At 71.3% G+C, this 15,139-nt stretch carries 13 protein-coding genes; 6 read left to right on the forward strand and 7 right to left on the reverse strand.

The window, feature by feature from the left end:
• Nucleotides 1-105: 105 nt before the first annotated feature.
• The 7 genes from AC07A6_RS16245 to AC07A6_RS16275 form a co-directional block, all read right to left on the reverse strand.
• The gene (locus AC07A6_RS16245; RefSeq protein WP_478777515.1) at nt 106-483 is read right to left on the reverse strand and encodes a DUF192 domain-containing protein; all 378 of its coding nucleotides are present in this window, start codon (nt 481-483) and stop codon (nt 106-108) included.
• 14 nt (nt 484-497) lie between these two features.
• Nucleotides 498-1,298, reverse strand: coding sequence for a hypothetical protein (locus AC07A6_RS16250; RefSeq protein ID WP_478777516.1), 801 nt, complete (start codon nt 1,296-1,298; stop codon nt 498-500).
• A complete protein-coding gene (locus AC07A6_RS16255; RefSeq protein ID WP_478777517.1) occupies nt 1,295-1,546 on the reverse strand; it encodes a hypothetical protein in 252 nt (83 codons plus the stop codon). The genes AC07A6_RS16250 and AC07A6_RS16255 overlap by 4 nt, the downstream gene beginning before the upstream one ends.
• Nucleotides 1,543-3,753 (reverse strand): Mucin-19, encoded by a 2,211-nt coding sequence (locus AC07A6_RS16260; RefSeq protein WP_478777518.1) that lies wholly within the window; start codon nt 3,751-3,753, stop codon nt 1,543-1,545. The genes AC07A6_RS16255 and AC07A6_RS16260 overlap by 4 nt, the downstream gene beginning before the upstream one ends.
• Before the next feature lie 10 nt (nt 3,754-3,763).
• A complete protein-coding gene (dnaB, locus tag AC07A6_RS16265) occupies nt 3,764-5,212 on the reverse strand; it encodes a replicative DNA helicase (RefSeq protein WP_478777519.1) in 1,449 nt (482 codons plus the stop codon).
• A gap of 83 nt (nt 5,213-5,295) precedes the next feature.
• The gene (locus AC07A6_RS16270) at nt 5,296-6,360 is read right to left on the reverse strand and encodes a hypothetical protein (RefSeq protein ID WP_478777520.1); all 1,065 of its coding nucleotides are present in this window, start codon (nt 6,358-6,360) and stop codon (nt 5,296-5,298) included.
• Between the two features lie 564 nt (nt 6,361-6,924).
• A complete protein-coding gene (locus tag AC07A6_RS16275) occupies nt 6,925-8,262 on the reverse strand; it encodes a GNAT family N-acetyltransferase (protein WP_478777521.1) in 1,338 nt (445 codons plus the stop codon).
• Between the two features lie 242 nt (nt 8,263-8,504).
• Here AC07A6_RS16275 and AC07A6_RS16280 point away from each other — a divergent pair, with 242 nt between their 5' ends.
• The 6 genes from AC07A6_RS16280 to AC07A6_RS16305 all read left to right on the forward strand — a co-directional run bounded on the left by AC07A6_RS16280 (nt 8,505) and on the right by AC07A6_RS16305 (nt 15,115).
• Entirely contained in the window at nt 8,505-8,924 is a 420-nt protein-coding gene (locus tag AC07A6_RS16280; RefSeq protein WP_478777522.1) for a hypothetical protein, read from the forward strand.
• Nucleotides 8,921-9,319, forward strand: a complete 399-nt coding sequence (locus AC07A6_RS16285) for a hypothetical protein (protein ID WP_469909931.1) — start codon at nt 8,921-8,923, stop codon at nt 9,317-9,319. Before AC07A6_RS16280 ends, AC07A6_RS16285 begins: the two co-directional genes overlap by 4 nt.
• Nucleotides 9,316-10,902, forward strand: coding sequence for a hypothetical protein (locus AC07A6_RS16290; protein ID WP_478777523.1), 1,587 nt, complete (start codon nt 9,316-9,318; stop codon nt 10,900-10,902). Before AC07A6_RS16285 ends, AC07A6_RS16290 begins: the two co-directional genes overlap by 4 nt.
• Nucleotides 10,902-11,279: an RRQRL motif-containing zinc-binding protein gene (locus AC07A6_RS16295; protein ID WP_478777524.1), complete on the forward strand. Its 378-nt coding sequence runs from the start codon at nt 10,902-10,904 to the stop codon at nt 11,277-11,279. Before AC07A6_RS16290 ends, AC07A6_RS16295 begins: the two co-directional genes overlap by 1 nt.
• Before the next feature lie 110 nt (nt 11,280-11,389).
• A complete protein-coding gene (locus AC07A6_RS16300) occupies nt 11,390-14,017 on the forward strand; it encodes a DNA translocase FtsK (protein WP_478777572.1) in 2,628 nt (875 codons plus the stop codon).
• Between the two features lie 192 nt (nt 14,018-14,209).
• Entirely contained in the window at nt 14,210-15,115 is a 906-nt protein-coding gene (locus tag AC07A6_RS16305) for a hypothetical protein (RefSeq protein ID WP_478777525.1), read from the forward strand.
• The last annotated feature ends 24 nt before the right edge of the window (nt 15,116-15,139 follow it).

The raw sequence follows: 15,139 nt of genomic DNA on the forward strand, positions 1-15,139 counted from the left end.
CAGTCAGTATGCATTCCCTTAGAATGCATTTCAAGAGAATGCATTCTTGAGGGTGAAACCGGCCCTGGAGCAGCTGCTCCAGGGCCGGAAGGTCTTCACACCTGACTAGGAGTTGTCCGGATCGGCCGGCTGCGGCCCCTGCCACAGCTCCACCACGTTCCCGACGCGCAGTCCCCAGCCGGCCATCGCGCCGGCCTCGGCCTCCAGGACGTGGTGGGAGCGGAAGCGGGGAAGGCCGAGACGGTTTGGAGCCATGGTGGTCATCGCGACGACGCGGAACCGGCGGTCGAGGTAGGCCACGTCGATGGGGAACCGCATGCGGAAGGTGTGCACGCTGCCCGCCGGAGTGAGCAGCAGCGCCCCCTTGATCCCGTCCCGCCCGAGGAGCCCCCGGGTGCGGGCCCGGTAGGAGGCGGCCACCTCCAGCTCGACCTCGACCTGCCCGCTGCGCAGCCGCCCGTTCCCGTCCTGCCACTTCACCATGCGGGCCACCCTAGCTAGGGCTTCCAGGCGCGGATCTCCAGCCCGATGATCGGCGTACCGGCCTCGATCCGGTCGTTGTCGACGAGCCACTTCTGCACGGCGGCCGCGACGTCCCCGCCGGCGGCGTCGACCAGGGCCTTGAACTCGGCGCCGTCGAAGCCCTCCTCGCCCGAGCCCGGGCCGCCGCGGTTGTCGGCGTAGGCCCGCTCCTCGGTGCCGTCGCGACGCTGGACGACGCCGCGGCGGACACCGGGGGAGTCGGCCCGGCGGCCGGCGTCGTGCTTGAAGGCGCCCTTGCGGGCCCGGACGGTGAAGGCGATCTTCCCGCCGTTGGCGGCCGCGTCGTCGACCACGGGCCGCAGCCGACCGGCGCCGGCGGCGATGTGCTGCTTGCCCGCCTTGGCCAGGGACGAGGACCAGGCCCTGACCGGCTTCCCGTCGGCGCCGATGACCGTCTTGCCCTTCGCGTCCTTGACCATCCGCTCCGCCCGCACCCGCGCCTTCCCGCGTACGCGGGCCTTGTAGCCCTCGCGGTTCAGCCGCGGCTGGACGTGCCCGGCGGCCAAGGCCTTCAGGCTCGCGAGGTCTCGCGGGCCGCCGGCCTGCACCTCCTGGACCACGGCCCGCAGCGCCTCCACCATCGACGCGCCCTTGTTCTTGGTGAAGAACTGGCTGACCAGGGACGGGTTACGGCCGAGGATCTCGCCGACCTGCTTCCGGCTGAACCCCGCCCGCTCCAGCTCCGAGGTGAGCCGGGCGGCCTCGTTGCGCTGCGCGCCCCGCCCGCCCGCCGGCCTCCTCCTACGCGGTGTCACGCCGCCACCTCCTCGTCCTCGTCGTCACACTCGTGGCTGGCGTCCACCGGGCTGTCGTCCTCGAACTGGCCGTCGCCCTCATCACCACAGCCGTGACAGCGCCACTCCGCGCTCCACACGACCGAGCCCTCACGGCCGCAGTCGTGCCCGGAGTCGACGGTGCCCTCGTCCTCCCACACTGCCTCGCCCGAGGCGCCACAGGCCGGATGCTCCCACTGCCCGCCCCAGACCACGTCGGCGCTGCTCACAGCCCCTCCGATTCGTACGCCTGGCGTCCCAGGCCCTGCAGGTAGTAGAACTCCTCGTCGGTGCGCGGGGTGGTCTGCTCCCAGGGCATACGCCCCTTGAGCAGGTAGTCGCCCGGCTCGCCGCCGTACTCCCAGTCGACCGGCGCCGAGGTGTAGATGGCGTCGGTCCGGAAGGCCAGAATGCTCCCGGCCGGAAGGTGCAGCGCACCGGCCTTCACCGGCTTCCCGGTCTGCGGGTCCTTCGCACTGGTGCTCACCGACAGCAGCGCCGCCCGGGCCGCCGACCACACCCCGGCCGCCCACTCCGGGTGTGCGTACTGGTCCCGGGCGAAGCCCTGGTTGCGCTCCCAGGTGACGTGGGTGTCCGTGATGCCGGTCAGCCGCGCGCCGTCCGGCAGATCGGGCACCTCGCCGCCGACGCCCAGCTCCAGGGAGCCGGTCGTGATCCGGGGCCGCTGCGCGAACGTGCCGATGCCGTACAGCAGGATGCTGCGCACCGCGCGGGAGGCCAGTCGGCAGGCCTGCTTCTGCTGCTCGTCGCCGTGCAGTTCGGCGGTGGCCCGCAGGGACTGCCAGGCCTCGCGCAGCTTGGTGCTCCACCCCTTGAGCGGATCCCCGGACTCCCACAGCAGCCCGTCGAGGATCTCGATCCGCCACGGCGCGATCGGGTTGCGCAGCGCCAGGTTGACCTCGGCACCGCCCGCCCAGGTGACGAAGGTCTGGCCGCCCTCGTACGGGTAGTGCCAGGACCGCTCCCCCGGCGCCGGGGCCGGCAGCAGCCCTACGTGGTTCCAGCCCTTGGGGATGGTCACCCGCACCTGCCAGTGCGACGGCGCGAACAGCGCGCTGTTCTGCTCCTTCTCCGTCATCGCCGCGAAGGCCGCCGCCGTGATCCGGCGCGGAACGCCGACACCGGACGCCCAGGTGTGCTTGGCGTACGCGAAGGTCCGGTCGACCTCGAACCAGCCGGGCACCCGCTCCGGAACCCGAGGCGGCGCGATCAGCTCGGTCCGGCCCTGCCCGGCGGTGGCGTGGAGCAGCCCGCGGATCTCCTCGGACATGACCGGGAATCCGTCCGCCCACCGCGCGCCGGCCTTCGTCGGGATGGTCCGCGACCACAGGTCCCGGCCGGTCTGCGACGGCGAGCCCATAAGGACGACGTCCTCGAAGTGCGGCCGCAGCGCCTTCCACAACTCGACGAACGCGGCGCGCACCGTCGCCGGGTCGGAGCCCTCCGGGTCGAACCACTCGCCCACCGAGCGGATTTCGGTGTGCTGGTCGCCGCGCTGCCAGCGGCCGACCGGGTTGCGGGGGTGGACCAGGTGGCCGGCCTGCCGGTCCCTGCCGCGTGAGGACTCCACCGTCCAGCCCTCCGGCAGCGGGGCGTTCAGCCAGGCGGCGACGGCGTCCTTGAGGAACTCGTGCCGCTCGCTGCCCTGGTGCCAGGGGTCGCCCGCGGTGATGTAGATCCGCTCGATGGTGGCCGGGGCCACCGCGTAGACGGCGGTCAGGATCTCGGACACGGAGGACTGGCCGAGGTCGAGGCGCGTCGTGCCGCCCTGCCACACCAGGACTCCGGTCGCGGTGTCGAGGAACGCCATCCCCCTGGTGGCCTGCTTGAAGTTCGGCCGCTTCGACGCCAGGCCGGGCTCGGCGCGGAACCAGGCATCGCCCTCGGCACCGGCCGGAATCGACGGCAGGACGCGTTCGGCCTCCCCGGGTCCGGCAGCTGCGGGGGCCGGAGTGTTCTCGGCCTGCCGGGGCCCGCCGAGCACCTCCAGGTCGAAGGCGCCGTCGGCGGTCGCCGCGCGCAGCCGCGCAAGGGCACCCGCCCGATCGGCGGCCCCGCTGTCCGGGGCCGGGGCCGGGGACGTTTCCTTGATCGGCTCTGCGGGCGCCTGAGCCGTCGACTGATCTTCCGTGACGGTTTCCGTCGCGGGAGGCTCCGCAGGCGCCTCAGGGGCGCTCTGAGGGGCCAGAGAGGGCACCAGGGCCACGATGTCGATCACGCTGAGGCCGGCGGCTGTCGCGATCCGGTCCGAGGTGGCCTTCGCGTACCCGCCGAGCTTCCGGATCTGCTCGGCCCGGCGGTCGTGCAGCTTGCCGACCTTGGCCTGGAGCTGGACCAGCTCGCGCTCCAGCGGCTTGAGTTCGTCGCGTACGGCCCGCAGCTCACTAAGGCCGCCCGAATACTCCTTATTATCCATTTTGTCCCCCTTAGATGTTTGCGGCCATGTCGACGAAACGCGACATGTAGAGCTGCTGTGCCACCGTGATCGTCGCGGTCGGCCCGTTGCGGTGCTTGCCCACGATGATGTCGACCTCGCCCGCCCGCGGGCTGTCCTTCTCGTAGGCGTCGTCCCGGTACAACAGGATCACCATGTCCGCGTCCTGCTCGATCGAGCCGGACTCCCGCAGGTCCGAGACCTGCGGCTTCTTGTCGGCCCGCATCTCCGGCCCGCGGTTGAGCTGCGACAGCAGGATGATCGGGAGACCGAGCTCCTTCGCCAGCAGCTTGAGGCTCCGCGAGATGTGGCTGACCTCCTGCTCCCGGTTGTCGTGCCGCTTGCCGCCGCTCTCGATCAGCTGCGCGTAGTCGATGATGATCTCGGCGAGATCGGGGATGCGGGTCTTGAGCCGGCGGCACTTCGCCTGGATCTCGGCCAGGGACCGCGCGCTCTCGTTGATGTACATCGGGGCCTCGCTGTACCGCTGCGCGGCGACCGCGAGTCGACCCCATCCCGCCTCATCGAGCAGGCCCGAGCGGATGTGGTGGAGGGCGACGTCGCCCTCAGCCGACAGGCACCGCATGTTGAGCTCGTCGATGCTCATCTCCAGCGTGATGAAGGCCGCGGGACGGCCGGCGCCGGGGATGGGCTGGCGGTTCTTCCCACGCGGCATCGTGCAGGCGCGCGCGAAATCCATGGCGAGGGTGGATTTGCCCATGCCGGGCCGGGCGGCGACCACGATGATCTGGCCTGGCTGGAAGCCGTTCGTCAGCGAGTCGAGGTCGGTGAATCCGGTCGTGACGCCGCTGAGTTCCCCTCCCTTCTCGGCAGCCTGGATCATGTCGAGCGTGCCTTCGAGGGTGTCGCCCGGGGTGAAGAAGTCGTCCTTGCGGTCGCGGCCTTCGGTCACCGCGGCGATCTCCGCAGCGGCGGCCGCGGTGATCTCGTCGAGCTCGCCGACGCCCTCATACCCCATCTGGACGATCTTGGTGCCTGCGGATACGAGCCTGCGCAGGACGGCCCTCTCCCGAACGATCTCGGCGTAGTACTCGGCGTTCGCGGCGGTGGGGACCGACTGGACCAGGGTGTGGAGGTAGGAAGCCCCGCCGACCTTCGCGAGCTCGCCCGACTTCAGCAGGGCGTCGCCGAGGGTGAGGGGGTCAACCGGGTCGCCCTTGCCCATGACGTCAAGAATCGCGCGGTAGATCGCCTGGTGAGCGGGGCGGTAAAAGTCGTCGGCGGCCAGCAGGTTGGACACGTCGTTGATCGCGTCCTTCGAAAGGATCATGCTGCCGAGGACCGACTGCTCCGCGTCGAGGTCCTGAGGCGGAAGCCTCTCGAAGGCCTGGCGGTCGGGCTGGGTGCGGGCCGAGCGGAAGGTGGGTTCGATAAGGGGCTCTGCCTCCGCCGACGGCGCGGGGAGTGGGAGACTGGTCATGGATCTCTTCCTGTCAGGTAGTGGTCTGGAGCGGCGGCCGGTTCTTCGCGGGAGCGGCCGCCGCCGTCATGTTCGCGGCTGGGTCAGACAGCCGGCCGTCGCAGGCCGGAGAGGATCGTGGCGACCTTGTCCGGCATCGGGACCGGCGCGAAGTCGGGGTCCTCGACAACGGCGGGGCGCTGCCTCGGGACGTCCTTGCGGGACAGCCGACGGGGGAGGTCCTCGATGCGGCTCTTCAGCACCCGCATCGGACGCTTGACGCCCTCAGGGTTCGAGGTGAGCTCCGTGACGAGGGCGTCGTCCAGCTCCCAGCCCTGATCCGCGACAACCGCAGCGAGCAGCGGAGCGAGGCTGCGCACCGTCACCCGTCCTGCGGTCCAGGGGCGGGGAAGCTCCTGCAGGAACTGCGACGCTGCCTCGATCTGCTCAGCGGACGGGGTGGGGTTCGTCGTGCTCTCCCCCTCCTCCTCCCGCGCCGCAGGCGCCACACCATCCGCACCTGTCCCGAGGGGGTAGGGGGAGGAGGTATTTACCTCCTCCGGGGGGTGTGGGGGGGAGCCCGTTCCACTTCCGGTGTTCGCGGACGTGGGCTGACCTGCGGAAACGAACGATCCTCCACGTCCGCGAACACCACTTCCGCGAACACCGGAAGCACCCTTCTTTCCGCGAACACCGGAAGTGGGCTGACCTGCGGAAACAGTTGTTTCCGCGAACACCGGAAGTTTGGTCCCGGGCTCTTCGGAGGGGCCCTCGGGGGAGTAGTCCGGGTTGTCTTCGAAGTGCTCGTACACCTCGTACGACGTCAGGCCCCGGTAGCCCTTCCCCTTCGGGTTGGGGATGGTCGTGCGGCGGATGAAGCGCGCCTCGATGAGGCGGGTGAAGGACTCGTAGACGGCGTCGCGGCCCACGAGCTCGTTGCCGCTCTTGGCCGACCGCACGCCGGCCTCGCGCACCGAGGCCACGATGCCGGGCACCGTGACCTGAGCGCCGCTGTTGATCGCGAAGAGCACGTGAAGGTAGACGACGTAGTCGAGCTGGTGCGTCAGCCGGCCGCTGAAGGCCACGGCCCGCTGGACGGTGACCGCGCGCGCCGGAGCCTGGCCCCGGACGATGGTGGCCGCGAGGTCGAACTCGGGGCGCTCACTCATGCCGTCACCGACTTGCGACGGCGGCCGATGGTGGGCAGCACGGTACGGAGGCCGACCTCCACCCACGTGGTGGCGGTCGGAGGGTAGATCGGGTTCACTGCACTCCTCCTGACGGAAGTTGTGCCGTGAACTCTCCACACGGAGGCTTGCCCAAAGGCTTGCCCGCGCCCCGAAAGGCGCAGGTCCTGGGCTTGCCCATTTCGGCGAGGCCCGGGCAAGCCTGGCCCGCGCGGCTGCGGGCCCGGGGGTGGTACGGCCGCGCTGGCGGCGTTGTGCTGGTTTGACACGCAAGGTTCCCTTGTTCAGGGAGCCATGGATCAGCTGATCAACTGTGACGCGGACCACCTGGGCAAGGGTGTGCTGGGCTTGCCCAGGGATCGTTGTCTATTCTGTTGGGTAGGTGACCAGCGGGCCCCTGGCGGTCCAGGCACCCAGCGCGGTCACCGCGCTGAACCACGACTCCGGATGCTTGCCGGCAGGGGAGTCGCTTGACGGCCGTCCTGTCTCACCAGGGCGGCCGTCCTCGTTTCTAGGCGGAGCCGATGTTCATGGCGGGCATTCTCCTCACTCTGCTGCGGTACTGACGGGTGACGCGCTTGCCGCCGGGCTCTGGAGCTCGGGGCCGATGCCGCGGACCTGGCCGGCGGCCCGCTGGAAGAGGGCACCGCTGCTGCGGCCGTCCGCCTCGACGGTGCGGACGTGCTCGAAGCCGCGGCCGAGGTAGTACTCCTGGAGCGCGTTGTTGTCGCGCCAGGCGTCCAGGCGCAGCCACTCCAGGCCCGCGGCCTTGGCCTGCTCGCTGGCCCAGTCGAGCATCGCGCTTCCGAGCTCGCCGCCGCTCACATCGCGCCGGACGACCATGCGGTGCACGTACAGGGCGGGTTGGGCCGCCTCCTCCTCCGACCAGAAGTCGGAGTCGGCGAACCGGTCCAGGGTGACGGTGGCGACGGCGACGTCACCGTCCTCGACGAGGTAGCACTCGCCCGCGGCGATGTTGGCCGCGATGCGCTCTTCACGCGGGGCGTACTGCCACTGGTCGATGCCCCGGCTGTTCAGCCATTCGGCGGCCTGACCCCACAGCTCGGTCACGGTGCCGAGCTCGTCCTCGGTGGCGGGCCGGATGGTGAGCGGCCCGCCCAGGCGGGGCTTGGACCGCTCCCAGGTGATGACGTGGCGGTCGCCAGGAAGGCAGTTGACCACCACCCGGACCGGCTTGTCGGCGGCCGTGAAGCCGGTGACCACGTGGATGGCTACCGGGGTGCCCGGGCCGAGGTGGAGTCGGTCGATCTCCTCCGGCGACGGCATCCGGACGTGAACCTCGTCCAGGGCCCGGACCTGCTCATGGCCGAGCTCGCCGAGCACGACGTTGGCGCCGCGCGCGATGTCCTTCGGGTCCATGATCTCGGTGCCCTGCACGAGGTCGAGCGGGAAGTAGGAATCGTTGGTGTTGTAGGGCTCGCCGTCGACGAACCGGACCCGGCGGCGGACGGCCGTGAGCTGGCCCTCCTGAAGGTGGAGCCGCTCGCGGATCTCCTTGCTGGGCTGGACGATGGCGACTTCGATCTTCTGGCTGGCGCTGCGGCCTTCGTCGCTCAGCTGGGCCATGAAGGCATCCATGGCCGGGCTGAGCGGCCGGCGCCGGAACTCGGCCTGCGGGCGGTAGGCCATCGGGCGACGGGCGCGGACGAAGTGCCCGCGAGGCCGGTCGGCGATGACCAGACCCTCGTTGATCAGCTCACGAAGCCCCTTGACCGCGGTGGTCCGGGTGGTGTCCCAGCGCTCCGCGATCATGGTTTCAGTGGGCAGACGCGCACCTGGCGCGAGCGTGCCGTCGCTGATCTCCCCCCGGATCTGATCTGCGATCCGTTGGTAGAGAGGGCGAGGCTTGCGGCTGATCGACATGGAAGATTAATACCTCGATTCGCATTGAGTAGTCAATGTAGTCGATTCGGCGATCCGTGCTTGACCGGACGCGCGGAGTGATGCAACATCGTTCACGTCGAGCCATTGAGTACTCAATGTAGTTCGAGTGATCCTTCCGTGCCAAGGCATGGAAAAAGCGGCTCCCCCGGGCCTCTGCCAAGAAACCCCGAGGGAGCCGCCGCACAGGCCGTCTTGAATCCATCCGAAGTGGAGACCGACCCGTGAACACCATCCTCGCAGCCTCCAGCCGCACGACCCACCCGCAGGGTCTGGAACAGGTCGAGATCCTGCGCCACCTGCAGCTGCTGACCGGCGTGAGGCCGGTCGACTGGCTGGCCCCGCTGGACGAGTCGGCCGAACAGCAGGCGGAGCGCCTGGAGTTCCAGGCCGACGTGATCCTCGGCATGGCCGAGCACGACCCGCAGACCGCCGCCCGCGTCGCCGAGCTGCTCCGCCGCCTGGCCGGCGAGCCCTCCGCGAAGCAGACCGACCGCGTCTTCGGCCCGGTACCCGCGGACTCCCGCCCGGCCCGCCCCGCCTCCCTCCCCTTCCCGGTCACCGTCGCGCTCGTGGCGGGCTTCCGGAACGGCAAGTCGGTGCCGGCGGTCGTCTTCACCGCGCGGGAGGTGCAGGTCGCATGAGCACCAGCACCCCGCGCGGCCTGCCCCTGAAGGTCCAGGCCCTGGTGACGACCTGGTCGATCACCGCCTTCATCCTCTTCGGCGCCGGCTGGCTCCTGGGCCTGCAGGCGACCTGGTGGCAGCGCGCACTGCTCGCGCTCCCGGTCGCCGGCCTCGCCTACCTCGACAGCCGCGGCCACACGCCCATCGTCGAGATCCGCGCCCGCCTCACCCGGCTCCTCGCCGAACTCGGCGCGATCCAGCTCCCCCTGGCCGTGGCCGGCGGCGCCTGGCTCCTCGGCCTCACCCCCGGCGTCGCCGAGCGCATCGGCGTCTGCCTGGTCATCGCCCTCGTCGCGGCCCTGTACCGCTACGCCCCGCACGCGGCCACCCCGACCGCCGGAGGTACCCCGTGAGCCTCACCGACTTCCGTACCGCCCGCCGCGAGGACAACGCGGCCGAGGCCGAGCAGAACCGCCTGAACGAGGAACTGCACGCGAACCTGAACCTGCGGGCGCAGCAGCAGGCCTTCGAGCAGGAGCGGGCTCGCGCCGCCGATGACCAGGAGGCCAGGGACCGCGAGGCCAAGCGCATCCGCGAGGCCAAGGAGGCCGACGCCGCCGCGAAGCTGGCGAAGGAGAAGGCCGACCAGGCGGCGAAGGCGGCGGCGGACAAGGAGAAGCGGCGGGAGAAGGCCCGGCGCCGCAAGGAGGCCCGCGAGCGGTTCGCCGCCCGGCTCAACGCCGCCCCGGCGTGGCTGGCCGAACACCTCGACCTGGCCGCCGCGCTGGCTGTCATGGCGTGCAGCATCGTGCCGGCCCTCATCTCCCAGGCAGCCTCGCTGACCGGCACGGGCATCCTGATCGAGATGGGCTGGGCGGGCTACCTCCTGGTCACCCTGCTCCCGGTGATGCTGGAGTGCTCCGCCTGGGCCGCCACGGCCGGCGAGGCCAAGGCCATGCAGCAGGGCCGCTCGCCGTGGCCGTACCGGATCGCGATCTACACCTTCGCGGGCCTGGCGGCCTGGATCAACTGGCTGCACGGCCAGCAGGTCGGCGGGGACAAGTACGGGACCATCCTGGGTGCCGTCCTGGCCGCGTCCTCGATCATCCCGATCGCTGTCTGGCAGCTGGTCCAGCTCGGCCGGCACCAGGAGGCCCGGGCGCGGCTGAAGGCCGAGCGCACCCGGCGCAAGGAGGTGAAGGCCACCCGCAAGGAGCGCCAGGACCTGCTGCCGAATGTGTGGGCGACGGCGAAGACGCTGCGCGCCATCGCCGGGCACGAACGCCTCACGGAGGACGAGGCCTGGCACGCCGCGTACGGCGTCCACGAAGGCACCGGCCTCGACCTGCCCGAGGAGCTGCTGCGCCACCTGTCGGCGGAGATGCTCGGGCTCCGGGTGGACGCGGAAGGCCGTCTCGCGGAGGTCTTGGAGGAGCTCGCGGACGCACGCCGCATGCGTCTCACCGCTTCCGCGAAGGTGTCCGCAGTGGCGGCCGAGAGCGTCTCTGGCGAGACCGTGAAGCCGGTCGCGGAAGACCCTGCAACCCTCCCTACGCGGGTCTTTACCGCAACCCGCGAGGGGCTCGTAGAGGGCCCGGCGAACGCTTTCCGGTGGAATGGATCTTCGCAGGTCAACACGTCCGTCCCCCCGTCCACGCGGACACCCGCGCGGAAGCGCGCGGCCGCTGCTGAAGGCTCCAAGCGGCAGGCGGTGAGGGCCACCGTACGGAAGCTCTCGCCGGGCGCCCGTCGGGCCGCCGCGGAAACCGCGAAGAACTACGACGCGAGCGAGAACGCCGCGATCGAGGAGTGGATCCGCAGCGAGATCCGCGACGGCCGGATCCCCAACGCGAAGGGGGTCACCGCAGAGACCAAGCGGCGCCGTGCGGAAGTCCACGGCGGCAAGGTCATCGAGCCGAGCAAGTCCTGGGTCTACCAGCGCCTCGCCGACGCCAAGGCGGCCCGCAGCAACCCGGCCGGCCCGGGGAGCCGGTGATGCCGCGCTCCAGTCCCCGCTACGACGACCCGAAGGGCGAGGAGTTCGGCATACCGACCTGGCCCTGGAAGCTCGGCCCCGACCCCGAGGTCATGGCCACCTACCGACAGCTGCGGGCCCGCGGGCTGCGCCCGGGCGGCCAGCCCGTGGCCGGCCAGCTCGGGTGGACCCGCCAGGGCAACCCGATGTTCGCCGCCCTCTACCTGGTCGAGCTGGCCAAGCCGAAGCGGCCGATGACGGAGGCGCGATGGGCCGCGATCCGCAAGGCGGTGGCGGCCCGCCGGGTCTGCCCCGAGTGCGACACCGAGAAGGACTACGAGATCCCCAAGCGCTACGGGGTCTGCAACGACTGCCCCGGCGGCGCGAACGCCGCCTGACCCGAACACCTTCCCCCACAGCGCAGGGCGGGGACCGCCGGTCTCAACCGACCAAAGCGATGCCCGGCTTCCCCGCCCCGCGCTCACCCCCGACAGGAGGCGTGACCAGCATGACCGAGATCGACACCAACCCGAAAGTCGACGACCCCGAGCTGTGGGCCAAGGTCGGCCAGGCCATGGACCGCAAGGTGCTCTGGGAGGCCGCCGAGCTGGTCGTCGAGACGCAGTTCGGCTCCCGCTCCATGCTCCAGCGCAAGCTGCGCATCGGCTGGGAACTGACGGGCCGGATGATGGACGCCCTGGAGGCCCTCGGCGTCGTCGGCCCCGACCAGGGCTCCCAGGCCCGCGACGTGAAGATCAAGCTCGTCGAGGACCTGGAGCCGGTCTTCGAGACCCTCTACGGCGACGGCGGCGCCGCCTTCACGGCCCTGCTCGACACGAACCGCGAGACGCCGACGGCCATCCCGGCACAGCCGGCGGACCTCCCGGACGACGAACACGACGAGGACGAGTACGAGCACGGGGACGCGGACGACGAGCCGGCGCCGGAGCGCAGCCGCCCGATCGAGGGCACCGTCTACACCCCCAAGGAGTGGGAGCTGCGCGAGGACCCGGAGGGCGACCGCCCCTGGATCAACCCGCAGCTGCGCACCAAGCAGGGCCGCAAGGCCCGCTACGCCTACCTGCGCCGGCAGGCCCGCCGCCGGGCGCGGAAGGCCGCCGCCCGCCAGCTCACCGTGCACGGCATCGTCCCCCGGGCCCTGCGCGGGGAGCGGCGGGTGCGCAACTGGGTCATCGGCATGGAGGGGCACAAGGCCGCGGCCGACGAGCGCCTGGCCCTCGCCGCGGTCAAGACCGCCGACCAGAGCGCCCGCCGCGCGCAGATCGCGCTCCTCAAGCGCGGGGAGAAGCAGGCCGCGGCGGTCAAGCTCCAGATGGAGGCCGGCAAGCAGCTGGCTGTCGCGCAGAGCGCCCGGAAGACCGCGAAGCGGGCCGTCGCGTTCCGCGCCGGATACACCTACGGCCCGGTGATCGTGGCCGACGCGGTGGCCTACGGCTTCGCCGACGTCTGGGGCCTCCTCGGGGCCCTGGTGCTCAACCTCGCCGGCGTCTCCCTGCTGGGCCGCGACGTCGAGGTGAGCGAGGCGGAGCTGGAGCGGCTGGAGCGGATCGAGGCCGGCCACCCCCAGGAGTTCTCCATCGGCATGACGCCGGCCATGTTCGAGACCATGGCCCGCGAGGCGCTCACCGGCAAGCTCGGCTGCGAACTGACCAGCCTGCGGGTCGAGCCCCACACCTGGGGATTCGAAATCCACGTCGTCCTCAACGGAATGACCCCCGAGAAGATCGCCGACGGCCTGAATCTCCTTGAGGCCTGCCTTCCCGGAGTGCGCACGTCCTCGCTGCAGCTGCGGCAGTCCAAGGTGAGCCGCAACCGATGCCTGATCGTCGTGCCCGGCCCCAACCCGTGGAAGGACGTGCCAGAGCTCCCCTACCGGGAGCCGAAGTCGCTGAAGACGGCCGACATCGCCGCGCAGATGGTCGCGGCATCCATGTCCGCGGACCCGCTCGGCCTGCCGATGTGCCGCACCAACGTCAACCTGGTCGGCAAGAGCCGTTCCGGGAAGAGCACCTGGCTGCGGGCGATCCTGGACGTCCTGACCGCGACCGAGGACCAGATCGTGATCGGCATCGACCTCGGGTCCGCTGGCTCCGGCTTCGGCGGCCTGCGCGAGGGCATGCACCTGGTCGTCACCGACCCGCACCTGGCCGCCGAGGTCCTGGACTACCTCCTGGCCGTCGGTCAGGGCCGCCCCGCCCTCTTCGACGAACTGGGCATGGGCCAGAACTGGCGGACCGACCGGACCCGGCCGGGCTACAAGCTGATCGTCGAGGAGTTCCCGGCCTTCGTGAAGGCTTCCCGCAAGCCGATCTTCGACGGGGACGGGAAGAAGATCGGCGAGCTGGACCTGGACGGCAAGCTCCAGGAGATGTCGGTCACCTGCGCCAAGAGCGACGTGACCCTCGTGGTCGCCGGACAGGGACTGACCCGCGCGCTGATCGGCAAGAACACCTGGCTGACCGAGCTCCCCGTCCAGGTCATGTGCGCCTGCGACAAGGACGACGTCGGCCTGCTCCTGCCCGCAGGAGCGATGGCCGAGGGCTGGCGCCCGACCCGGCTCCTGCCGGCCATGGGCGACACCGTCAACGACGCGTCGGTGGCGTACGTCCTGGCGGGCGCCGAGCACAGCGAGCCGATCACCTACCGCGCCTGCATCACCGCCGACGACGAGTACCTGCGCCGCGGCCGCGAGCGCAGCCGCGACCTGGTGATGCCGGACGCCGAGTCCGAGGAGTTCGCCGACGTCACCCTGGCCGAGCTGATGGCCAAGGCCGAGGCCAAGGCACGCCGTCGCCGCCGCACCGGCCCGCCGGAGCTGATCAAGACGATCCGCGCGATCTTCAACGACGCCGGCGACCCGGCCGGCCTGACGCAGGAACAGCTCGCCGAGAAGCTCGCCGCGGTCGACCCGGACCGCTGGGCCCTGGAGAACTTCGACGGCGACGAGGAGGAGCAGGCGGCCGCCCGTACGGAGGCGGTCCGCGCGGCGGTCACCGCCGTCCTCGCGCCGGACAACCTGACCTGGCCCCTGGAGAAGTGGACCAAGTCCGGCCCCCGGGGCTGGCGCCTGCGGGACCTGAAGGCGATCACCTCCGAGGCCCCGAAGGCCCCCTGACGGGGCTGGAACCGGGATGGAACCCCAGGTCAGGGGAGCGGAACCGGGCCGGAACCGGCCCGGAACCGCTCCCCGGCCGGGGAACCCGTTCCACCGGCCAGGCCGGGTTCCAGCCCGGTTCCACCCCTCTGACCTGCACGTTCGTATCGGTTCCAGCCCAATTCACGCCCGAAACATCCCGAGGAGTCCGTAATGATCGACCCGCTCCGGGCCCACGATCCGGACGCCGGCTACTACCGCATCACCGCCGAGCGCCGCTTCAACTACCTCCAGGCCGACCCCGAACACACCATCCGCGTCGTCTGGCAGGCCCTGCCCGTCACCTGCCCGATGTGCGGCGCCGACACCGGCCTCACCCTCGTCCTGGAGCGCGCCGCGCAGCCCGTGGTCGAGGTGCTGTGCCCGGCCCGCCACGAGTGGGCGGAGCACCTCATCGACCCGGGCCACTTCACCGCCTGGGTCGACATGCGCTGGACCACCCCGAACTGGGACATGTTCTGGATCCTGGAAGCCGGTTTCGGCGAGGAGCCGCTCCCGCCCATCGACCTGGTCGAGGAGGTCCCCAAGGCCGCGCGGATCGTCACCAAGGCCCTTGTCCGTGAGGCGAAGAAGCGCGTGCGCCGGCAGGTCCGCCGCCGGGTCCGCAAGGCGAAGAAGAAGGCGCTCAACATCGCCTACTCCCCGGTCGCGGCCCTGATCCGCACCGCCTGGGCGGTGCAGGCCGGCATCCCGCAGGATGCGCCCGACCCGGCCCGGCAGAAGGGCGAGCCGGTCCCGGGGCCGAAGATCCCGTCCTTCGCCAAGTACCGCGCCGCGTACGGCATGCCCGCGCCGGCCAAGGGGCCGGCGTGCCTGGTCTGCGAGGACAAGGGGCGGATCGTCGCGCCGGGCCTGGACATCACGTGCACCGAGTGCGAGGGCCCGGCCGCGGCCGCCCTGGCCGCCGCCGAGCGCAAGGCGGCCCGGGCCCGCTCCGGCGGAGGCACCCCCGCACGCCCGAAGGGTCGGCCCGGCCGCGAGGAGGCGGCCGCGGGAGCCGGGCGGCCGGCAGTGGGCAACTCCGAGCCCGACAGCGGCTCGACCAGCGCCGACGCGTAGGCGGGGGATCCGCGCCAAACCGCA

It is taken from the genome of Streptomyces sp. NPDC044002, assembly GCF_056434525.1.